The sequence below is a fragment of the Embleya scabrispora genome, from assembly GCF_002024165.1.
Classification (GTDB): domain Bacteria; phylum Actinomycetota; class Actinomycetes; order Streptomycetales; family Streptomycetaceae; genus Embleya; species Embleya scabrispora_A.
In genome coordinates, this window is the sequence record NZ_MWQN01000001.1 from 2014522 (window position 1) to 2035285 (window position 20764).

General features: G+C 69.7%; 18 protein-coding genes. 7 read left to right on the forward strand and 11 right to left on the reverse strand.

Features of this window, described 5'->3' with window-relative positions:
- Window positions 1–129: 129 nt before the first annotated feature.
- On the forward strand, window positions 130–2238 hold the full coding sequence (locus B4N89_RS08740) for a putative bifunctional diguanylate cyclase/phosphodiesterase (protein ID WP_078975327.1): 2109 nt from the start codon (window positions 130–132) through the stop codon (window positions 2236–2238).
- A gap of 97 nt (window positions 2239–2335) precedes the next feature.
- On the opposite strand, the gene B4N89_RS08745 is transcribed toward B4N89_RS08740, so the two are convergent.
- Together B4N89_RS08745 and B4N89_RS08750 are read right to left on the reverse strand one after the other, a co-directional pair.
- Entirely contained in the window at window positions 2336–2734 is a 399-nt protein-coding gene (locus B4N89_RS08745; RefSeq protein ID WP_078975328.1) for a VOC family protein, read from the reverse strand.
- A gap of 100 nt (window positions 2735–2834) precedes the next feature.
- A complete protein-coding gene (locus B4N89_RS08750) occupies window positions 2835–4022 on the reverse strand; it encodes a DUF2330 domain-containing protein (protein ID WP_078979211.1) in 1188 nt (395 codons plus the stop codon).
- A 313-nt stretch (window positions 4023–4335) separates the two neighbouring features.
- Between B4N89_RS08750 and B4N89_RS08755 the strand changes: the two genes are divergently transcribed.
- Both B4N89_RS08755 and B4N89_RS08760 read left to right on the forward strand, forming a co-directional pair.
- Window positions 4336–5268 carry an SRPBCC family protein gene (locus B4N89_RS08755; RefSeq protein WP_078975329.1) on the forward strand — a complete coding sequence of 311 codons (933 nt, stop codon included), beginning with the start codon at window positions 4336–4338 and terminating at the stop codon, window positions 5266–5268.
- Entirely contained in the window at window positions 5261–5938 is a 678-nt protein-coding gene (locus B4N89_RS08760; RefSeq protein ID WP_235618529.1) for a class I SAM-dependent methyltransferase, read from the forward strand. The genes B4N89_RS08755 and B4N89_RS08760 overlap by 8 nt, the downstream gene beginning before the upstream one ends.
- A gap of 30 nt (window positions 5939–5968) precedes the next feature.
- Here B4N89_RS08760 and B4N89_RS08765 read toward each other — a convergent pair whose 3' ends face one another.
- The 3 genes from B4N89_RS08765 to B4N89_RS08775 are packed head-to-tail and all read right to left on the reverse strand — an operon-like array spanning window position 5969 to window position 9856.
- Window positions 5969–6478, reverse strand: coding sequence for a hypothetical protein (locus B4N89_RS08765; protein WP_201260815.1), 510 nt, complete (start codon window positions 6476–6478; stop codon window positions 5969–5971).
- A 50-nt stretch (window positions 6479–6528) separates the two neighbouring features.
- A complete protein-coding gene (locus tag B4N89_RS08770; RefSeq protein WP_078975331.1) occupies window positions 6529–8385 on the reverse strand; it encodes a DEAD/DEAH box helicase in 1857 nt (618 codons plus the stop codon).
- Window positions 8378–9856 carry an MFS transporter gene (locus B4N89_RS08775; protein ID WP_161500672.1) on the reverse strand — a complete coding sequence of 493 codons (1479 nt, stop codon included), beginning with the start codon at window positions 9854–9856 and terminating at the stop codon, window positions 8378–8380. The genes B4N89_RS08770 and B4N89_RS08775 overlap by 8 nt, the downstream gene beginning before the upstream one ends.
- Before the next feature lie 103 nt (window positions 9857–9959).
- Between B4N89_RS08775 and B4N89_RS08780 the strand changes: the two genes are divergently transcribed.
- The 3 genes from B4N89_RS08780 to B4N89_RS08790 all read left to right on the forward strand — a co-directional run bounded on the left by B4N89_RS08780 (window position 9960) and on the right by B4N89_RS08790 (window position 13386).
- The gene (locus B4N89_RS08780) at window positions 9960–10463 is read left to right on the forward strand and encodes a MarR family winged helix-turn-helix transcriptional regulator (RefSeq protein WP_078975333.1); all 504 of its coding nucleotides are present in this window, start codon (window positions 9960–9962) and stop codon (window positions 10461–10463) included.
- 94 nt (window positions 10464–10557) lie between these two features.
- Window positions 10558–11745, forward strand: a complete 1188-nt coding sequence (locus B4N89_RS08785) for a cytochrome P450 (protein ID WP_078975334.1) — start codon at window positions 10558–10560, stop codon at window positions 11743–11745.
- A gap of 18 nt (window positions 11746–11763) precedes the next feature.
- Window positions 11764–13386 carry an FAD-binding oxidoreductase gene (locus tag B4N89_RS08790; RefSeq protein ID WP_078975335.1) on the forward strand — a complete coding sequence of 541 codons (1623 nt, stop codon included), beginning with the start codon at window positions 11764–11766 and terminating at the stop codon, window positions 13384–13386.
- A 217-nt stretch (window positions 13387–13603) separates the two neighbouring features.
- Here B4N89_RS08790 and B4N89_RS08795 read toward each other — a convergent pair whose 3' ends face one another.
- The 5 genes from B4N89_RS08795 to B4N89_RS08815 all read right to left on the reverse strand — a co-directional run bounded on the left by B4N89_RS08795 (window position 13604) and on the right by B4N89_RS08815 (window position 18936).
- Window positions 13604–14782, reverse strand: a complete 1179-nt coding sequence (locus B4N89_RS08795) for an aromatic ring-hydroxylating oxygenase subunit alpha (protein WP_078975336.1) — start codon at window positions 14780–14782, stop codon at window positions 13604–13606.
- A 29-nt stretch (window positions 14783–14811) separates the two neighbouring features.
- Window positions 14812–15987, reverse strand: a complete 1176-nt coding sequence (locus B4N89_RS08800; protein ID WP_078975337.1) for a class I SAM-dependent methyltransferase — start codon at window positions 15985–15987, stop codon at window positions 14812–14814.
- Window positions 15984–16322, reverse strand: coding sequence for a muconolactone Delta-isomerase family protein (locus tag B4N89_RS08805; RefSeq protein WP_078975338.1), 339 nt, complete (start codon window positions 16320–16322; stop codon window positions 15984–15986). Before B4N89_RS08805 ends, B4N89_RS08800 begins: the two co-directional genes overlap by 4 nt.
- 151 nt (window positions 16323–16473) lie before the next feature.
- Window positions 16474–17736, reverse strand: a complete 1263-nt coding sequence (locus B4N89_RS08810; protein ID WP_078975339.1) for an activator-dependent family glycosyltransferase — start codon at window positions 17734–17736, stop codon at window positions 16474–16476.
- A 48-nt stretch (window positions 17737–17784) separates the two neighbouring features.
- Window positions 17785–18936, reverse strand: coding sequence for a cytochrome P450 family protein (locus B4N89_RS08815; protein WP_268812478.1), 1152 nt, complete (start codon window positions 18934–18936; stop codon window positions 17785–17787).
- A 164-nt stretch (window positions 18937–19100) separates the two neighbouring features.
- On the opposite strand from B4N89_RS08815, the gene B4N89_RS08820 reads away from it, so the two are divergent.
- Window positions 19101–20279: a class I SAM-dependent methyltransferase gene (locus B4N89_RS08820; RefSeq protein ID WP_201260816.1), complete on the forward strand. Its 1179-nt coding sequence runs from the start codon at window positions 19101–19103 to the stop codon at window positions 20277–20279.
- A gap of 206 nt (window positions 20280–20485) precedes the next feature.
- On the opposite strand, the gene B4N89_RS08825 is transcribed toward B4N89_RS08820, so the two are convergent.
- Complete coding sequence (locus B4N89_RS08825) at window positions 20486–20743, reverse strand: acyl carrier protein (protein ID WP_078975341.1); 258 nt, start codon at window positions 20741–20743, stop codon at window positions 20486–20488.
- Window positions 20744–20764 lie beyond the last annotated feature (21 nt).

Consider the following 20764-nt stretch of genomic DNA (forward strand, 5'->3'; position numbering starts at 1 on the left):
CCTCCCTAGTCGTGCCGGAACGACCTACCCTGGGCACGAGCTTGCCCCACCCGGGGGGCTCGGTGCCCCACAGGCGTACCCGTCCCGGCGCCCGGGATGCCGTCCGACGAGGCCGCAGGGAGCAGGCGCATGGGTCGGATCGGCAGGACGGACCTGTCGCGACTGGCACGACCGCGCGCGTTCTTCATCCATACCGGGATCGTCGCGCTGGCGGGCGTGCTCGCGCTCGTCGTCCCGCCCACGACGAATCTGATCGACGGCCGCAGTCCGGTCCCGGCGACCCCGGGCGTGTGGATCATGCTCGCCCTGGTGTCGATCGACGGGGTCTACACGGCGATGACGCGCCGGGGGTTGTACATCCCCGGCGCGATGCCGTCGATCGCCATCACGTTCGGTCTGCTGCTCGTGCACGGGTGGCAGGTCGCGGCGCTGTGGCAGACCGTCCCGGTCCTGGTGTCCGGGCTGCTCCGGGGTGATTCGTGGTGGCGGATCGGCTACACCGTGGGCCATTACGTGCTGGGTTTCCTGGCCGCCGACGCGGTGCTCGGGGTGTTCGGGATGGATCCGGGGCCGGACTCCGCCCGGGCGCTGCACGTGGTCGACTTCCCCGTGGTCGCGCTGGCCGGCCTGGCGATGTCGGCCGTCTCGCAGACCTCGGGCTGGTTGACCAGGGCGAATTGGCGCGGGGTCAGCGTGCTTTCGCTGGCCCGCATGGAGATTCGGGCCCGCGCCGTCTCGCACGGCGCGCTGATCGGACTGTCCCCGCTGATCGCTGTCATCTGCGCCGAACAGCCTTGGCTGCTCCCGCTGTTCGTGGTCCCGCTGCACACCCTCTACCGCAGCACGATGGTCCGCTTCGACCGCGAGCAGGAGTCGCGGCACGACGCGCTCACCGGGCTGCCGAATCGGCGCCTGCTGCTGGAGCGCGGCGAGGAGGCGCTGGGTCGGGTCGGCGGCCGTGGTGGCCGGGTCGCCCTGTTGCTGCTCGACCTGCATCGGTTCCACGAGGTCAACGACACGCTGGGGCACGTCGCGGGTGATCGGCTGCTCCAGCAGGTCGGCGCGCGACTGGCCACGCTGGTCCGTCCCGGGGACACGGTGGCCCGACTCGGCGGTGACGAATTCGCGCTGCTGTTGCCGGGGTTGGACATGGGCACCGACCGGCTCACCGCGCAGGAGGTGGTCCTGGGGCTGGCCCATCGCATCGTCGACCGGCTCGGGGAGCCGTTCGATCTGGACGAGTTGACCCTGGACGTGGAGGCCAGCGTCGGCGTGGCGATCTTCCCCGACCATGCCTCCGACGTGCTGGGATTGCTGCAATTCGCCGACGTGGCCATGTACTTGGCCAAACGCTCGCGCAGCGGGGTGGAACTGTACGACGACACGCGCGACGTGAACACGCGGGACAAGCTGCTGCTGCTCGGCGACCTGCGGCGGGCCTTGGACAACCACGAGGTCGAGCTGCATTATCAGCCGAAGATTCGGCTCGCGGACGGTCGGGTGGACGGCTGCGAGGCGCTGGTGCGGTGGCGGCATCCGACCAGGGGGCAGGTTTCCCCCGAGGAGTTCGTGTTGCTCGCCGAGCAGACCGGCCTGATGCCCCGGCTCACCCGCTACGTGGTCGACGTCGCGCTCGACCAGGTCGCACGCTGGCATGTGGAGGGCATCGACGTCACGGTCGCGGTGAACATCTCCGCGCGCGACATCCACGTGCCCTCGTTCGCCGACTCGGTGGCCGCCGGATTGCGCGAACACGACGTCGCGGCGGGGGCGTTACAGCTGGAGATCACCGAGCGGGTGCTCCTGGAGGAACCGCAACGCGCGGCCGAGTCGCTGGACGCGCTGCGCCGGCTGGGCGTGCGGTTGTCGCTCGACGACTTCGGGACCGGCTACTCCTCGCTCGTACACCTCCGGCACATCCCGGTCAGCGAGATCAAGATCGACCGCTCGTTCGTGGCGCGGTTGACGATGAACGAGGAGGACGCGGCGATCGTCTGCTCGATCGTGCAATTGGCCCACTCGTTGGGTTTGCGGGTGGTCGCCGAGGGCGTCGAGGACGAGGCCACCTACCAGCGCCTGCGCGAACTCGGCTGCGACGCGGCCCAGGGCTGGCTGATGTCCAAGGCGCTGCCCCGCGACGAGGCCACCGCCTGGCTCCTCCGCCACGGCGCGGGCGCCCACGCAACCCCGGCCGCCCCAACCGAAATCCACCACCATCGCCGCGCAGACGTGAGCTGACAGCGCCCGACACGGCCTACCCCGGTCGGGCGGCGCGCGCCGAAAGGAGGCCAAACCGCTTCCCCGGTGCCCGGGGACTCGTTTGGCCTCCTTCCTCTCAGGTGGATTGGGCTGTGGTGCGGTCGGATTTGCTTGCCTCGATGCAGAATTCGTTGCCGGCCGGGTCTGCGCAGACCACCCACCCTCGGCCGTCGGGCTTGCGCATGTCGGCGACGACCGTTGCGCCCAGGGCCAGGATGCGCTCCAGTTCCTGCTCGCGGGTGGTGTCCGGCTCCAGGTCCAAGTGGACCCGGTTTTTGCCGGCCTTGGCGTCCGGCACCCGCACGAACAGCAACATCGGCCGGCCGTCGCCGGTGATCACGGCCGCCTCCGGGTCGCCGGGGAAGTCGTCGGGGCCGAGCGGGAGTTCGAGCACTCTGCTCCAGAACAGGGCCAGGTCGTACGGCTCGTGCGGTGCCGCGCAGTCGATGGTGATGTGTCGGACGGTGGAACCCACGCGGTTTCTCCCGAGGTGCTGCGGCGGTGCTACAGGGCCCGTCATTGTCCGCTCCCGCCCGGGCGTTCGACAACGGGTATGGACGAGGCCGCGTCGACGGTCAGTGCGGAGCGTGCAGCGGACGCGGCGGCGTGGGCGGCATGGTCGGCGGTGAACCCGGCCACGCACCCGCGCGCCCGCGCCCGCGCCCGCGCCGGCGCCGGCCACGCCACCACACGCCTGCGGCCGCCGCGACGACCGCGAGGCCGCCCCCCGCCGTGAGCAGCCACGCCGGCACCCCGCCGACGGTCAGCAACTCGTCCCGATACGTGGCCCGTTGATAGCCCGTGTCGTGTGCCGTCGGGCGCAGTTCGTGGTCGTCGTCGATCGCGGACGGGGTGGAGAAGTTCTGGTCGATCGCGGTGAGGAAGGCGGGTTTGCCGTCGATCGGGGCCCGTACGTCGGCGTCGCCCGCCCGCAGGTCCGGCCGGCCCGCGTACAGCACCTTGGGCGGCGCGCCGCCGATGTCCGAGCGTGGTTGCATCCGGTGCGCGGCGAGCACGTACAGCCGCAGGTGCTGCGGCACCTTGGCCAGGCGGGACAGCCGCATGGGGTACACCAGCCGGTCCGAGGCGAAGCTCAGCCGCAACGGGTCCAGGTCGCCCCGCAGCGTGGTCGGCCCGCCGGCCGCCACCTCCGGGGCGAGGCGGATCGCCACGTACTCCCAGCGCTGTCGCACGTAGGGTTCGAGCGCCGAGGCCAGCGCGTCGGGCAGGTGGAAGCCGTTGTCCGCGAGCCAACTCCCCAGCGCACGCGGGTCCGTGGCCGCCAACCGCGCGACGTCGAACGCGCCCAGCCGTTCCCGCCCGACCACCTCGACCCCGCCCGCCGCGGGCGGCGCCGCCGCCCGGACCGACTGCCGGTCATCCGAACCCCCACCGAACGGCCAGTCGTCCGAGTTCGGCCAGAAGTGGTGCCGCACCCGCTCGACGGGCGCCACCACCCGCTCCAGCTCGCCGAACAGCGCGTCGTCGCCCAGCGCGAGGGTGGCCCGTGTGGGCACCGGCATGATCCACGCCGCCCGCTCGGCGTCCCCCGACACGCTGAGCCGCATGTCGATGCGCTCGACCCGCCCGTCCCAGCGCACCACCGAGGTCTCCCGACCCACGCTCAGCGTGCGCCCGTCGGCGGGCACCGCCGCACCGCATCCGCAGGCCCAGGCGGGCTGGGCGATCATCACCACCTGAATCGACACCACCGCCATCAGCAGCCGCAACACCCGGTCCCACCAGGTCCCCCGCATGCCCATCACACCGTCCCCGCAGCCGTTCCGCAGCCGTTCCGCAGCACCGTCCGCGTGTGCGAACAGCACTGCGACGCGGCGTCCGCGAATCCGGTTCCGGGTGTCCGTATCCGCCGACGTCCGGCAAGGACCGACGACTTTCGGGAGCGCATCAGCTCCTTTCGCCGATCGTGCGACGGCCTCGGCGATAGCGCCCGGCCGACGGTCGTCGGGAGGCGCGGCGGTTTTCCAGTGATGTTCCACGCGGATTCGAGCGGGGGCCGTGAGGCTCGGTGCTGGGAATGCTGTGCTGTCGCCGAATCGTGAAGGGATATCAGATATGCCGATTGTGGGTGAGGGTGTCGTCCGGCATACCGCGGTGGTCGCCGCGCCGGCGAACGAGGTATTCGATCTGCTCGCGGAGCTGCGCGAGTGGTCGCAATTCCATCGTCCTTCGGTGCACGCGCAGTCGTTGGGCGTCCGGGACGGAGCGGAGTCGTTCCGGCACTGGTGGGTGCTCGACGAGCACACGGTACGGACCTGGCAGGCGAGTTGGCGGTTCGACCGGGAAGCGCTGCGGATCGAGTACGAGTGGGAGCCGGCCGAGCCGCCGGCGGCCGGATCGCGCGGGGTGTGGACGTTTCGCCCGCTGTCCGCCTCGTCCACCGAGGTGACGGTGGATCAGGCGGCGCTCGGCGAGGGCGGATTCGACGCGGAGCGGGTCGACCGCGAGTCGGGCGAGTTCTTCGCGGGCCTGATCGAGGCCGCCGAGCAGACGCCGGAGCAGCGGGATCTGGCGGTCGATTTCGAGGACCCGTTGTTCGTGGCGGGCTCGATCGACGACGCCTACGCCTATCTGTACGAGGCGGACAAGTGGCCGGAGCGGATTCCGCACGTTTCCCGGTTGGTGCTGGAGGAGCCCGTCCCGAACATCCAGTTCTTCGACATGGACACCGAGACCCCGGACGGCTCCGCGCATACCACTCGGTCGGTACGGGTCTGTCTGCCGGGCGAGTTGATCGTGTACAAGCAGATCCACCTGCCCAAGTTGTTGACCGGCCACACCGGTCACTGGCGGTTCACCCCGACTCGTGAGGGTTTCGTGCTCGCCGCCAGGCACACCGCGACGATCGATCCGTCCGCGCTGTCGATCCTGGGCCCGGGGACGTCGGTGCTCGACGCCCGCAAGTACCTGCGTCGGGTGCTCAGCGCGAACAGCATGTCGAACCTGCGGCTGGCGAAGGCGTTTGCCGAGGAGCGTGCCGGTGTCTGAGCATGCGGAGGCCGGCCCCACCCGGGATCGCATCCTCGCCGGGACGGCGACGTACACGCGGCGCTGGTTGTCGCTGTACGACCTCGTGGTGCTCGGGGTCATCTGCCGATGGGTCTGGCGCTGCGATCGCGCCGAGATGTTGGCCGGGTACGACCGCAACATCGGTGCGCGGCACCTGGATCTGGGGCCGGGCACCGGGTTCTTCCTCGATCGCTGCCGGCACCGTTCGCCCAGGCCGCAGATCGCGTTGGTGGATCTGAATCCGACGGTGCTCACCAAGGCATCCACCCGGTTGCGTCGGTTCGGGCCGGACACGTTCGAACGTGACGTGCTCTCCCCGTTCGAGCTCGACGGGAAGCGGTTCGACTCGGCGGGGTTGAACTTCCTGTTGCACTGTCTTCCGGGTGGGATGGCGCACAAGGCGAAGGTGTTCGACCACGCACGCGCCCATGTGGTGCCCGGCGGCCGGATTTTCGGCAGCACCGTGTTGGCGACGGGTGTCGCGCACGGCAAGCGTGCGCGGAAGCTGTTGGGCGAGCTCAACGAGAAGGGCACGTTCGACAACCGGGGCGATGCGCTGGCCGACCTGGAGGCCGAACTCGCCGCCAGGTTCACCGATTACCGGCTGACCGTGCGGGGCTCGGTGGCACTGTTCGAGGCCCGGGTGTAGCCGGCCGGCGGCGTGCGCCGCGCGCGGCGGTCAGTCTCCGTAGAAGCCCGCCACGTCGATGGCGGTGATCTCGATCCGGTCGGGATCGGGCGGTGTGGCGGGTTTCGCGTTCGAAGAGCGCAACTCGACGGCCAGTACCGGGCGTTCGTCCAGCTGTTGGGACAGCGCGTAGAGCGTGGTCAGCACGTGGACGCAGGGGCGTTGCCGGGTTCGGCATTCGCAGCCGGCGTCCAGGTCGGCGAGGGCCGGCGCGATGCCGACGTCGTGGTGTCTGAGATCCGCCTCCAATGTGTCGGGCAGGTCTCCGGGCGCCAGTCCGCGGTGGTCGGCGAGGGCTTCGGCGATCAGCCGCTCGGCGTCCGCCTGTTCCCTGGCGGACCAGCGCGGAACATCGATCCGGACCCGGTGGGGTCGGCCGGACGTGACCACGGCGGCGTCGATCCGACCACCCTCGACGGTCAGCGTGACGGCGTGGTTGCGCGCGAGACTGCGCGCCTTCGGAAGGAGGGGGTTGGGTGCGGCCACCACGGTGGATTCCACCGTACGCATCCAGACTCGGCCCCAGGGAGTGGCTCCGAATTCGGCGGGCATCAGGTGAGGGCTCCGAGGTCGAGGTCGAGTACGGCGTGCAGTTGCTCGTCGGACAGGTCGGCCAGCGCGGCTTCGGTGTTGCCGGAGACGATGTCGGCCAATCCGCGTTTGGTGTCGTGCATCTGTGCGATGTGGTCTTCGATCGTGCCTCCGGTGACGAGGGTGTGGACGTTGAGGGTGCGGTCCTGGCCGATGCGGTGGGCCCGGTCGGTGGCCTGCTCCTCCACCGCGGGGTTCCACCAGCGGTCGTAGTGCATGACGTGGGTGGCGCGGGTGAGGTTGAGCCCGAATCCGGCGGCGCGCAGGCTCAGGAGCAGGACGGGTGGCGCGTCGTCGTCCTCCTGGAAGGCCCGAACGAGCCGGTCTCGCCGTTCGAGGGAGAGGCCACCGTGCAGGAACGGGATGCGCCCGGTGCCCAGGGTGGCGGACAGGGAACCGGAGAGCAGTTCGCCCATCGCCCGGTACTGGGTGAAGACGAGGGCGCGGTCGCGCTCTTCGACGATTTCGGCCAGCATCTCCGTGGCCCGGTCGAACTTGCCGGAACGGCCGGGTGTCGCGGTTTCCTCACGCAGAAACTGGGCGGGGTGATTACAGATCTGCTTGAGCGAGGTGAGCAGCGCCAGGATCCGGCCCCGCCGTCCGATGCCGCCGCCGAACCCCTCGGTGAAGGCCCGGTCGACGGCTTCCCGGTACAGGCGGGACTGCTCCTCGGTCACGGTGCACACGATCGTCGAGTACTGCTTGGCCGGCAGTTCGGTCGCCACCTCGGATTTGGTGCGACGGAGCAGCCGCGGTGCGACCAGTGCGTTCAGGGCCGCCGCCGCGGTCGCCGAGCGGCGTTGTTCGATGGGGGCCGCGAAGCGTTGTCGAAATCGGGCGCGGCTGCCCAGCAGGCCGGGGCTGGTGACGTTGAGGATCGACCAGAGTTCCTCGAGGTGGTTCTCCACCGGGGTGCCGGTCATGGCGATCCGGACCTCGGCGGACAGGCGATTGGCGGCCTTGCTGACGAGCGCGTCCGGATTCTTGATCTGCTGCGCCTCGTCGAAGATCGCCACGTCCCATTTGGTCTCCGTCAGAATGCCGTCCGCGCGAAGCATGGGATAGCTCGTGACGACCACGGATCCGGGCGGGAGGGAGTCCGGAAGGGTACGGCGCGATCCGTGATAGCCGATCACGGGTGTGTCCGGCGCGAAGCGGGCCAGTTCGCGTTGCCAGTTGCCGATCAGGGAGGTGGGGCAGACCACCAGGTGCGGGCCGGTGGGCGGGCGGGTGGCGAGCAGGCAGATCGCCTGCAGGGTCTTGCCCAGTCCCATCTCGTCGGCCAGGATCGCCCCGCCGCCCAGACCGGGCACGCTGCGGAGCCAGGCCACGCCGTGGATCTGGTAGGGGCGCAGTTCCGCCCGGATGCTCGTGGAGCGCAACGCGGTGTGGGTGGCCACCGTCTGTCGGAAGCGGCCGAGCAGAGCGGAGGCCGAGAAGATGGTGGTCTCCTGGAAGCCGAGGAGCGCGTGCGCGGCCGTGGGCATGCGCGCGCCCAGTTCCGCGAAGGCGTCGTCGGCGTCGTGCGGCAGGGTGGCGGCGACCCGCCAGGCCCGCATGGAGGCACCGATCGTCGGGCGGTCGGGGTCGAGGGCGGACAGGGCCGGCAGCGCGTCGTCGAGTTCCGCGAGTCGAATCGCGACGGTGGCCGGCACCGCCCGGTCCCCGTCGGGAAGGGCGAGGCGACAGGTGCTCGGACGGCCTTCGGGCAGCCCGTGTTCGCGCACGGCCGGTTCGAGGTCGGTGACACCCCACCAGGCCATCGCGCTCTCGGCGGGGACGAAGACGGCTTGCAGTCGTCCGGGCAGCTCAGGCATTGACCACCTCGACGTCGGGTGCCGGGGCCGCAACCGGTCCACGCGGCAACAGGAAGCTACTGGCGAACGCAACCGCGAGCAGGCCCACTCCCAGCCACAACGAGGTCGCCATCGCACTGCCGTACCCGTCGGCGAGCTCGGCGGAGGTCTGCCCGACGCCCTTGAGTTCGGTGAAGAAGACGGTACCGATCACGGCCACACCGATCGAGGCGGCCAACTGGGTGACGGTGTTGTACAGGGCCGATCCCGATCCGGCGAACTCGATCGGCACATCGGTCAGGGTCAGTTGCATCAGCGGGGCCACGAGCATGCCCATGCCCGCGCCGCCGACCAGCACGCCCCAGAACATGTCCGTCCAGTCGGTGGCGGGGGTGGCGCCGCCAGCGGCGAGCGCGACCATGGCGAAGCCGATCGCCATCACGACCAGTCCGATCTGCGCGGTCATCCGACCGATCCTGGGCAGGAGCACCGCCGCGGAGAGGGTGGCGAACACCGGAACCGCCACCGACCAGGGCAGCATCGTCAGACCCGCACGCATCGGGCTCATGCCGATGCCGTTCTGGAGGAACAGCATGAAGACCAGGAAGAAGCCCATCGCGGGGACGAAGAACAGCAGTTGCAGGAGCAGGCCGCCCTGTACCGAGCGGAACCGGAACAGCGACATCTCCACCAGGGGGGACCCACCGCGACTGCCGACCCGCCGTTCGTAGAAGACGAATCCGACGAGTACGGCCACACCCGCCAGGATGGATCCGTACGTCCACGCCGGCCACGGGGTCTTGCCCGCCGAGTCGATCAGCGGATACAACACCAGGACCAGGCCCACCGACGCGAGGATCACGCCCGGCACGTCGATCCGGGCCGCGTGGGTCGCCCGACTTTCCGGGAGCAGTTTCCACGAGGCCACCACGACGAACAGGCCGAGCGGGACGTTCACCCAGAAGGCCATCCGCCAGCCGGACCCGGCCAGGTCCGACTTGAGCAGTAGCGGACCCAGGACGGGCCCCAGCGTCGCGGCGAGACCGGACAGCGACGAGTAGGCCGCCATCGGGCCGCCGCGTTCGTTCGAGGCGTACATGATCTGGATCTGGGACAGGACCTGGGGAATCACCAGCGCGGCGAACAAGCCCTGCACCACTCGCCCGCCGACCAGCATTTCCGGTCCCACCGACAGTGCGCACAGGGCCGACGAGGCCGCGAAGCCCGCCATGCCGGCGATGAAGACGCGTTTGTGGCCGAGCATGTCGCCCAGCCGGGCGCCGCTGACGATGCCCACCGCCAGCACCAGGGTGTAACCCGCCTGCATCCACTGCAGCTGGGCCGGGCTCGCGTCCAGATCGGTTTGAATGGACGGGAGGATGACGTTGAGGACGGTGACACCGATGAGGTCGATGAATGTCGCGAGCAGGATGACGACCAGGGCCAGGGTGCGGCCTCGGGTCACCGTCGGTGCGGTGGGCTCGATGGACAACACTTGCTCCTCGAATCGAACGCAATTATATTGCGCAGCACACTTGTTGTGCGGCGCACCTATTGTGCGACGCAATCTAGTGAGACGATCGGGTCGTGTCAACATGACGAAGAACCAGCAGGAAAACGCCGAAAACGACGCATCCAGAGAGGACCTCGCATCTCGGGTCATTACCGCGCTGCCGGAATGGATCACCCAGCTGATCCAGATCAACGGCTTGATCGCCGACCGCATGGGGGTCGTGGCGACCGACTTCCACTGTCTGCACGCGTTGCACCAGGACGGGCCGGCCACCTCCAGCGTCCTGGCCAGACGGGTGGGCCTCACTCCCGGCGCGGCGTCGCGGATGATCGACCGGCTCACCGAGGCCGGCTGCGTCAAGCGGGTTCCGGACCCCAACGACCGGCGACGGGTCGTCATCGAACCGACCATGGAAGGACTCGACCGGATCACCGCCTACTACGCGGGCCTGACCGCGCGCACCCGCGACGACCTGACGCCCTTCGACGACGACCAACTCCGTACCCTGCTGCGCTTCGTCGAGGTGGCCCGCGACAGCGCGGCCGCGGAGGTCGACCGGCTGCGGTCCGCGCATCCCGACGGCTGAGCGCGTAAAGCGATCTTCCACCGAACTTCGAGAGGGATCCGATGGGATGCATCGGAACCTCCGTCTCCTTCCGCAACGCGAGGAGTGAAGCTCGATGGGTGGACCGCACATCTCCGAAGAGATGCAGGAACTGTTCACGCTGTTCCGGCACAAACGGCGCACCGAGCCGGTCGGCCTGGACGAGGAAACCGGGCGGTGGCGGGTCTTCCGCTTCGCCGACGCGATGACCGTCGCAACCGACGCGCACTCCTTCTCCAACGACCTCAGCGAGTTCATCCCGTACCACGAGGACCTGGCCACGTTCTCGAAGGGCAACTTCCAGAACATGGACCAGCCGCGCCACCGAGAACTGCGCGGCCTGGTCAGCCAGGGCTTCACGCCCCGCTTCGTCACCGGGCTGGCACCGCGGATCGAAGCGGTGGCGGCCGAACTGCTCGACACGATCGGCGACCGCGAGCGCATCGACCTGGTCGCCGATCTGGCACATCCCCTGCCGGTGACCGTCATCGCCGAGGTGATGGGCCTGCCGGTGTCCGACCGCGGGCTCTTCCGGAAGTGGGCGGACGCGCTGCTCGTGGACAACGGCATCGACGCCATCTTCAGCGAGGAGGGCGTGGCCGCGATGGCCCCGTCGATTCGCGAGATGAACGCGTACCTGCTCAACCACGTGCGCGAATACCGCACTTCGAAGCGAGAGGGCCTGATCGCCGACCTGATCGCCGCCGAAACCGACGGCGTGACGCTGGACGACCAGGAGATCGTGGGCTTTCTCGCCCTGCTGCTGATCGCCGGCCACCTGACCACGAGCACGCTGTTGGGCAACGCGATCCTGTGCCTGGACGAAAACCCCGAAGCCGCTCGGCAGTTGCGCGAGGACCCGGCACTGATCCCGGCGATGATCGAGGAAGTGCTGCGCTACCGCTCGCCGCTGGTGTGGCTGGACCGCAAGGCACTTCGCACGGTGCACCTCGGAGGTGTGGACATACCCGAGGGATCGCAGGTCAGCGTGGCGCTCCCGTCGGTCACCCGGGACGAGAGCGAATTCGAGAACCCGGACACGTTCGACATCCACCGCGACCCGATCCGGCATCTGTCCTTCGGCATGGGCGTGCACTTCTGTCTCGGCGCGCCGCTGGCCAGGCTGGAGGTCAAGATCGCGCTGCGCGCCCTGCTGTCCCGCTACCGCGATTTCGAGGTGCCCGCCGGCGAGCGGCTCGTCTACCACGATCCGCGGGGCTTCCAGGGCGCCAAGGTGCTCCCGCTCGACCTGTTTCGCGCGTGAACCGGCCCGGAGCCTGCCATGACTGACGTATCCCGCAGAGGACTGCTGGCCGGAGGGGCGGGGCTGTACGGTCTCGCGACCGGCCTCTCGCCGGCCGAGGCCGCCGCCGCGTCGCCGGCCGACTTCTCGACCCGAGCGTGCGCTCCGGTGTTCGGCCCGGTCGCGGTGGCCCCGGGCGACCCCCGCTACGCCGAATTGACCACCGCGGGCAACGCCCGGTTCCACTGCCGTCCCCGGGAGGTCCGGGTGGTCGGCTCGACCGCTCAGGTGGTGCGGGCGGTCCAGGACGCGGTGCGTACCGGCGCCAGGGTGGTGGCCCGCAGCGGCGGCCACTGTCTGGAGGACTTCGTCGACTCCCCCGCGACCCAGGTGCTCGTCGACCTGTCCGAGATGACCGCCGTGGGCTACGACGAACAACGCGCCGCCTTCGCCATCGAGCCCGGTGCGCTGCTCGGCAACGTGTACCGCACCCTCCTCAAGGGCTGGGGGGTGACCATCCCCGCCGGGCAGACCTCGACCGTCGGCATCGGCGGGCACGTGCTCGGCGGCGGCTACGGCCCGCTGACCCGGCTGCACGGTTGCGTCGTGGACCACCTGTACGGCGTCGAGGTCGTCGTGGTGGACCGCTCGGGCACCGCCAAGAGCGTGGTGGCCACGCGTGAGCCCACCGACCCGAACCGGGAACTGTGGTGGGCGCACACCGGCTGCGGCGGTGGGAACTTCGGCATCGTCACCCGGTACTGGTTCCGCACCCCCGGGATCGACAGCCGCGACCCCGCCCGACTGCTGCCCGCCCCGCCCGCCGAGGTGCTGGACAGTTACGTGCAATGGTCGTGGCCACAGATGACGCCACAATCCTTCCGGCGACTGCTGCGCAACCACGGACGCTGGCACGAACGGCACAACGAACCGGACGCACCGCACGCGGCGCTGTTCAGCATCATGACCGCCTTGCGCAAGCAGTCGGGTGTGTTCACCCTGAGCACCCAGATCGACGCCGGACTCCCGGGCGCCGAGGGGCTGTTGCGCGACTACCTGGCGGCGCTCGACGACGGGGTCGGGGTGCCGTACACGCACGACGTGCGCACCACACCGTGGCTGCGGTCGATGTTGTACCCCCGCGGGGGCGGCAACGTCTTCGGGTTGCGTGCCAAGTGCAAGGCGGCGTATCTGCGGAAGGCGTTGGCCGACTCCCAGATCGACGCCGTCCATCGCCGACTGGTGGACGAGAGCTACGACAACCCCGCCGCCGGTGTCCTGTTCGCCGCCTACGGCGGGAAGGTCTCGGCGGTGCCACCCGATGCCACGGCCACGGCGCAGCGGAGCGCGGTCCTCAAGGCGTTCTATCTCGACACCTGGACCGATGCCGCGGCGGACGACCGGCACATCGCCTGGATCCGCGGGTTCTATCGGGACGTCTACGCCGACACGGGCGGCGTCCCGGTCCCCGGCGAGATCAACGACGGCTCCTACATCAACTACCCGGACACAGACCTGGCGGATCCGCGCTGGAACACCTCGGGCACGCCCTGGCACACCCTGTACTACAAGGACAACTACCCGCGGCTGCAACGGGCGAAGGCGCGTTGGGATCCGCGGAACGTCTTCCGGCACGGCCTGTCGATCCGGCCGCCGGACTGATCCGATTCCCGGATGCGGCCCCGGATGCGGCCTCGGAGCCCGCGCCGGGATGGCCGCCGTCTCGATGCGGCGCGGCCGCAGGCGGGCACGGTCGCCGGGGACGAGGACGAGTGGGCCCGTCCCCGGCGACCGCATCGGCCCGAGAACAGCGGTTCCGGTTCCCGCCGCGAACGCGGCGGGAACCGGAACCCGACATCTGCCCCGTTCCGCCGCTCCGCTAGGCCGGGTCCGCCTCGGTCAGCGCGAAGGCCAGATTCCGGTAGAAGGCGAGGAGCCCGGGCTCCTTGGGGCTGAGGTGCCCGCGCTGGATGAAACGCGACCCGACCGTGCGCTGGACGGCTTCGAGACCGCGCCGGTCCTCGGCGTTGATCACGCCCGTGAACGCCTCGGTCTGCTTGCGGATCGCCTCCACGTCGGCGCCTTCGAGCGCCGCCGCCGGCATCAGCGTGCCGCCGCGCACCTCCGTCCGATCGAGGGAGAGCGGGATGAGGCTGATCCACGCGACGCTCTCGCCGAAGGTCGCGACGCTGCTGCACGGGAACAACCGGAAGCTGAAGAGGATCTTCTTCTCCTCGTCGGTCAACGGCAGGACGGACGTCTCCATCGGCACCTCCGTCCGGGTGAGCAGTCGCGTCATCAACGTCGAGTCGGCGCGCACCTCCATGTCGATGCCACCCGTCATGAGGGGTTTGACGGTATTCGGATGGAAGCCGATCGCGTGGTAGTTCTCGTGGCCGTTCTCCACCGCGATCTTCCAGTTGCACTTCCATTCCTCGGTCCACGAGACGACCTGGACCATCTCGTCGAGGCGGTAGTTGGCCAGGTCTCCTTCCACATCGGCCATCCAGCCGTCCAGGGGAGCGGCGCCGGCGTCGAGGTTGACGAACACCAGGCCGTGCCATTCCGCGACGGCGAAGCCGGGCAGCCGGCAGGCGGCGGGGTCGAAGTCGGGGTTGCCGCGCATGTGGGTCGCGCCCGCGAGGGTGCCGTCCAAGTGGTAGCGCCACAGATGGTAGGGACAGGTGAAGTCCTTGGCGCTCCCGGCGCCGGATTCCACCAGCGGCATCATCCGGTGCCGGCAGATCGGCGACATGCCGTGCAGCCGCCCGTCCTCGCCGCGTGTGACCATCACGGGTTCACCGGCGATGTCCAGCGCGAGGTAGTCGCCGGGATTCGCCAACTGGTCCCGGTGCGCCACCATGATCCACGAACTCCCGAAGATCCGGGCCCGTTCGGCTTCGTACAGTCGGGGCGAGGTGAACACCTGCGGCGGCAGCCCGATCGCGGGCGGGTCCGGCCGGAGGTACTCGCGTAATTCCGCCAGCAGTTCCGCGGTCGACGGATCCGACTCGACGTCGCCCGGCGTGCTCTTGTGCAAAGGCCGGCTCTGACCCATGCTGCTTCTCCCTCTGTCTCGGTCCGCCGTCAGTCCGCCGACGGAGGTATCGCGCCCAGGGCGATCCACGCCTCGTCGTCCATCCACCGAGGAATGCCGTCCTCCCCGTTGACGCCCTTCTCGATGAACGCGACGTTGCGATACACGCGCACTCCGACCACCGACTCCTCGGTCACGCTCGTCGGGTGCCCGGGATACGTCGCGTGCTCCCGGTGGTGGAGGTCGTCCAGCAGGCTCTTGACCAGCCCGACCGAGGTCTTCGAGCCGGCGACCTTGTCGGCGGTGCCGCCGAACCTGGGGAAGTAGGACGTCTGGAGGTCCTCGATGACGTACAGGCCGCCGCTGCGCACATAGGGGAACAGGGCCTCGAACGAGACGCGGACGTGCTCGTTCTCGTGGCTTCCGTCGTCGATGACGATGTCGAAGGGGCCGTGCTCGCGGGCGAGGGCGACCAGTCCGTCGGTGTCGCCCTGGTCCCCGGTCAACGCGGTCAGCCGGGGCTGGTTCAGCTCGGACTTGTCGAACAGGTCGAGTCCGAAGACCGTGCCGCGGTGGAAGTACCTCTTCCACATCTTCAGCGACGACCCACCCAGTTCACCGGAGAATCCGCCGATGCCGATCTCCAGGATCCGCACCGGCCGGTCACGGTACGGGGCGAACTCCTTCTCGTAGTGCGCCGTGTACCAGTGGAAGCTCGCCCACTTGTCCGAGCCGTACGCGACGGAAAGCGCGCCCAGGTCGATCCGCGGAACGGTGCAGCCCGACAGCAGGGCGCCGGAGGCCTGGTTGGTCGAGGCGAAGATCTCCGGCAGTTCGGTCAGGTCGGCGGGTCGGGTCGGCAGGAACGCGTCGTGGAAGTCGCCGGTGCGCGGGTGGTCCGCCCGCCCGTACAGCCGGCGCACCAGATCCACCACGTTCATCCGCAGTTCTCGCCGGATCACCGGTTCCTCGCCGTCCAGGATCGCGATCGGCCGGTCCCGGACCATCCGGAAGACGGTCCGATGCCGCTCGCTCTCGTGCGTGACGTCCAGGGCGATGTCGACGGGCATCACGTTGATCGGCGCGTCGCAGCGGAACAGGATCTCCTCGACGAGGACGCCGACGACGGCCCCGAGTCCGGCGTCCTCGACCACGGCGAAGATCTCCGCGTCGGGCGCGGTCCCCGCCTGGACGACGCGATCGAGCAGGGCGGTGTCGGCGGTCATGCGCGGCCTCCCGTGGAATCGTCCCCGAACGGCTCGGCCCACTTGAGGAGGTAGGCCGCCGGGTCGAAGCTCCCGGCCTCGGCAAGCGGAATCACCTCGAAGCTCAGATGCGGGCTGACCGGGTTGCCGTACAGCGCGGCCAGCAACTCCTCGTGCGAGTCGACGTCGTAGATGTTCAAGCCGCCGCCCGCACCGACCCGGACCCAGCTGTGCCGGATCACTCCCTTGTCCACCAGGTTCTTCGTGTAGGCGAACCCTTCCGGCAACCGCCGTCGAAACTCCTCGCCTTCGCCCGCGGCAGGTGCTTGCGTCGCCAGTACGGCGAACAACGCCATCGCTCCTCCTCGTTGATGGGTACCGATGTCACGGGCGGCGGGACACGTCCCCGTGCTGTGCGAGGCGTTCGCCGCTCCGGCCAGCAAAAGCTATGGGAGCGAAATACAGGACGGATCGAACAGGACTCGAAGAATCCCGGACGTACGCCGCTCACCCGCGCGCTGTGCGGTGCCGGCCGGCCAGTTCCACGAGGGTGGGCACCACGTCGGCGGGGCTCGGCTCGGCCGCGATCACGGCCTGCAGGCGTCGGGCGTCCTCCCGGAAGGACGGCTTGGTCAGCAGTTGTTCCAGGCCGTCGCGCAGCCCGGCCGCGGTGAGTTCGTCCGGCGGCAGGAACAGGCCCGCGCCCAGATCCGCCAGTCGCCGGGCCCGATACACGTTGTCCCACATCCCGGCGATCACCAGTTGCGGCACCGCGGACGCCGCGGCGGTCGACCAGGTGCCGGCACCGCCGTGGTGTATCGCCGCCGAGCAACCGGGCAGCAGCGCGTGCAGCGGCACGAAGTCCACGACGCGAGTGTTGTCCGGTACCCGCGTCACCTCGGCGCGCTGCGCCGCGTCGAGCGTCGCGACGACCTCGATGTCGAGGTCGGAAACCGCTTCGAACACCTCGTCGAGCGACACCGGATTCGGATGGTCGGTGTCTCGCGAGGTGATCCCCAGGGTCAGACAGACCCGCGGTCGTCGCGGCGGCTCGCGCAGCCACGCCGGCACCACCGCCCGGCCGTTGTACGGGACATAGCGCATCGGCACGGTCGGCCGATCCGACGGCAGCCGGACGCCGGGCGGCATCTGGTCGATGTTCCACTGGCCGACCACCACCTCCTCGTCGAAGGCGCAGCCGAAGCGGTCGAGAGTCCAGGTCAACCACTCCTCCAGCGAGTCGTCGTGCGACTCCGCCGGCAGGAGCTCCATCCGCCGCCGAAACGCCGTCCGCATCCGCAGGAACAGATCCGGTCCCCAGAGCAGCCGCGCGTGCGCGGCCCCGCAGGCTCGTGCGGCCACCGCGCCCGCGAAGGTGAACGGCTCCCAGATCACCAGATCCGGCTGCCAGTACCGAGCGAAGTCGACCAGTTCGTCCACCATCGAGTCGTTGTTGGCCTGCGCGTAGAACGTCGCGGTGAGCAGCGTGTTGGCGCCCTTGAGTGCGACGTAGTCGTCGCCGCGTTCCCCGGTGAAGTCGATGTCGCGGTAGAAGGTGTCGAGTTCGGCACCGAGGTCGCGGACGAGTTCGTGGTGGACGTGGTCGGTACCCACCGGCACGGCGGTCAGTCCGGCCCGGGTGATGCTCTCGGTCAGCGCCGGATGGCTCGCCACCCGGACCTCGTGCCCGGCCGCGCGCAGTGCCCACGCCAACGGGACCGCGCCGTTGAAGTGTGCTTCGACGGCGAGCGATGTGATCAGAACACGCATGGTGCGGGACCTTCCAGAGGGGGGTGGCTCGCTGCGGGGGTGCGCATCTCAGCAGGCGACCGGAAACCGCACGATGCCCTGGGTGACCGGGGCCCGAAGGCGTCGCACCACGGGTCCGGCCCGGCGCACGGCCGGCAGCCGAGCGGCCAGCACCCGCAACACCGCCACCGTCGAGGCCCGCACCAGCGGTGCGACGACCGCGAAGGGCGGCCCGCCGGACAGGGAGAGGTGGTCGGCGGCGGTTTCCCGTCGCAGATCGAAGTCCTGGGGGTCACGGTGCAGTTCGGGGTCGGTGTGCGCCGCTTCGAGGCACACCACGACCTCGCTGCCCGCGGTGATCGCCCGCCCGGCGAGTTCCAGATCCTCGTTCACGATCCGACTGTCCAGCCGCACCGGCGGATCGAGCCGCAACGTCTCCTCCACCGCGCTGTGCGCCCACGTCGGGTCGGCACACACAAGCCGCCACCGGTCCGGTCGGTTGAGCAGGGCGAGCATCGTGTTCGCGAGCAGGTTCGCCGTCGTCTCCAAGCCCACCACGGAGGCCGTCATCGCGAAGGCGAGCAGTTCCTCGTCCGGACCGGTCGACCGGGCCGACAGGGAGCGAAGGCCCTCGACCGCGTCGATCAGCGCGCGGGCCCGCGGCAGTGTCGGCGGGCACAACACGGCGTCCAACGCCGTCGCCGCCGAACCGCACCACCGGCCGAACGCCGCACGCTCCGCCGAGGGCACGGCGAGGACCTCGCCGACCACGCCGACCAGGACCGGGCGCACCAGATCGGCTACCAGGTCGAAGGAATCGCCGAGCCGGCCGAGCACCGCCGCGCACCGACGCTCGGCGAAACTCGCCCACCGGTCGGGATCGGCCGACTCCCACGCCGGAACGAACCCGACCGCGGGAAGAGCGGAAAACACCTCGCCCGGCTCCGGGCCGCCCGCCCAGGGGCCGTGCAGGACGCGGGAAACCAGCCGCGGATCACCGAGGATCTCCCTGCCGAGCGCGTGGTTCCCGCTCACCCACGCGCCGGAGTGACTGCGGTGGAGCGGCCCGAGTTCGCGGATCCGCGCGGTCGTCGTCGCGCGGTCGTCGTCCTCCGCGCGGATCAGCACGGCGTAGGGGTCCCCGCCGTGTGCGTACAGCCATTGCATACCCCGCTCCGTCAGAAGGGACCGGCCGAGTTCACTGTCCGTCCGTATCGCCACTCCCCCACCGTGGACCGCGGCCCTCGAATCGTCCTCGGGACGCCCTCGAACAGTCCGAGGTGATCAAGCACCCCTTGAGCGGCGTCCGAGGAATCGGGCCTAGCGTCCCGAGTGACCCTAAGCGCGCCGTTATGCCCGCACGACTATCTCCAGGGGAGTGAGCCATGAAGCCGATCATGGACGACCACCGACTGAGCGAGCTGATCACCGCGGCCGACCTACCACCGGCCGACACGGACGCCGCGATCGCGGAACTGGGCGCCGCGGCAGTCGCCGAGGCTCTCTTGAGCGAGATATCGGCTCGGACCCGGCTGCTTCCCGAGCCCATCGAGAAGACGACGGTGCAGTTGGATCTCGGGTTCGACGACAAGCGGTTGCACTACCTGTTCACCCTCGGCGCGGGCACGTGCGAGGTCGAGGCGGGCCGGGCACCACGGCCGCCGGCGACCTACCGGCAGGATCTGTCGGAGCTGCTCCGTGCGGTGTTCTCTCCGGGCCGTCACGACGGCACCCGCGAGCTGGTGATCGCGGATTCGACCGAGCCGCACGGCCTTGCCGCCGACGACCCGTGGCTGCGGCAACGGCGGTCCGCCGTACTGGCCGCCCATCAGCTCGTGGAGGCGATCTCTCGGCGGTTCACCGACCTCACCGAACTCGCGGTGCGCTTCGACGCGGACAAGTGGGGCGGGCACTGGTACACCCCGCACTACCAGCACTACCTCGAACCGTTGCGGGACCGGCGGGTGAAGGTGCTGGAGATCGGGGTCGGGGGGTACGACGATCCGAATCTCGGCGGCGCGTCGCTGCGCATGTGGAAGCACTACTTCTGGCGGGGCCGGATCTACGGACTCGACATCTACCCCAAGACCGGCATCACCGAGCCCCGGCTGCGGACCGTGCAGGGCGACCAGGGCGACGCCGAGTTCCTGGCCGGGTTCGCCCGCGAACACGGTCCGTTCGACGTGGTGATCGACGACGGCAGCCACTTCAGTGAGCACGTGCTCACCTCGTTCACACAGCTCTTCCCGCATGTGCGGCCGGGCGGGCGGTACATCATCGAGGACACCCAGTCGTCCTACTGGCCGGGTTGGGGCGGAAGCACCGACTTGGACTCGACCACCACCTCGATGGGATTCGTCAAGAAGCTGCTCGACGGGCTCAACCATCAGGAGCAGATCCGCCCGGCGGATCATGCGGCCTCGGCGACCGAGCTGACGGTGACCGGCGTCCACGTGCACCACAACGTCGTCGTGCTCGACAAGGGCGTCAACACCGAGCAGGGCCCGCCGTCGTGGGTTCCGCGCACCGAAGACCCTCGGCTGTGGTACGCGGGCGAGTCCTGACCCGGTCGACACCCGGCGTGCCCGCCCCGCCCGCTTGCCACAAGGCGCCGCCACCCTCGACGAGGGTGGCGGCGCCTTGGTGAATCGGACTCGGGGGTTCGGTCTCGGGGCTGTTCGGCCCGCGCTGTTCGGCCTCGGGCCGCTCACTCTCGGGCGGTTCACACCGGGGAGTCGTGCGAGCCGCCGCAGGACGACCCGCGTCCTCGCTACGCGGTCTCCGCGAGCGATCGGTTCACCAGGTGCAGCAGCACACGCGGACTGGTGGCCTCGGCCACTTCCTCGTCGGACAACACCACGCCGTACCGGATCTGAATCCGGGACGCGGTCTCCAGCATCGCGATCGAGTCGTATCCCAGCTCGCCGAACTCCGCGTCCAGGATGTCCCCGTCCAGGTTCGAGGTCTCGTCCTCACCCGCGCATTCCCGAAGGATCGTGACCAGGTCGGTCAGCCTCAACTCACTCATTCCGTCCGTCTCCCATCGTCT

Excerpts from the sequence above, each read along its gene's own strand:
- B4N89_RS08820 (WP_201260816.1), top strand. The coding sequence starts at position 19,101 with ATGAAGCCGATCATGGACGACCACCGACTGAGCGAGCTGATCACCGCG.
- B4N89_RS08750 (WP_078979211.1), bottom strand. The coding sequence starts at position 4,022 with ATGGGCATGCGGGGGACCTGGTGGGACCGGGTGTTGCGGCTGCTGATG.
- B4N89_RS08790 (WP_078975335.1), top strand. The coding sequence starts at position 11,764 with ATGACTGACGTATCCCGCAGAGGACTGCTGGCCGGAGGGGCGGGGCTG.
- B4N89_RS08795 (WP_078975336.1), bottom strand. The coding sequence starts at position 14,782 with ATGGGTCAGAGCCGGCCTTTGCACAAGAGCACGCCGGGCGACGTCGAG.
- B4N89_RS08785 (WP_078975334.1), top strand. The coding sequence starts at position 10,558 with ATGGGTGGACCGCACATCTCCGAAGAGATGCAGGAACTGTTCACGCTG.
- B4N89_RS08800 (WP_078975337.1), bottom strand. The coding sequence starts at position 15,987 with ATGACCGCCGACACCGCCCTGCTCGATCGCGTCGTCCAGGCGGGGACC.
- B4N89_RS08825 (WP_078975341.1), bottom strand. The coding sequence starts at position 20,743 with ATGAGTGAGTTGAGGCTGACCGACCTGGTCACGATCCTTCGGGAATGC.
- B4N89_RS08805 (WP_078975338.1), bottom strand. The coding sequence starts at position 16,322 with ATGGCGTTGTTCGCCGTACTGGCGACGCAAGCACCTGCCGCGGGCGAA.
- B4N89_RS08755 (WP_078975329.1), top strand. The coding sequence starts at position 4,336 with ATGCCGATTGTGGGTGAGGGTGTCGTCCGGCATACCGCGGTGGTCGCC.
- B4N89_RS08770 (WP_078975331.1), bottom strand. The coding sequence starts at position 8,385 with ATGCCTGAGCTGCCCGGACGACTGCAAGCCGTCTTCGTCCCCGCCGAG.
- B4N89_RS08780 (WP_078975333.1), top strand. The coding sequence starts at position 9,960 with ATGACGAAGAACCAGCAGGAAAACGCCGAAAACGACGCATCCAGAGAG.
- B4N89_RS08810 (WP_078975339.1), bottom strand. The coding sequence starts at position 17,736 with ATGCGTGTTCTGATCACATCGCTCGCCGTCGAAGCACACTTCAACGGC.
- B4N89_RS08740 (WP_078975327.1), top strand. The coding sequence starts at position 130 with ATGGGTCGGATCGGCAGGACGGACCTGTCGCGACTGGCACGACCGCGC.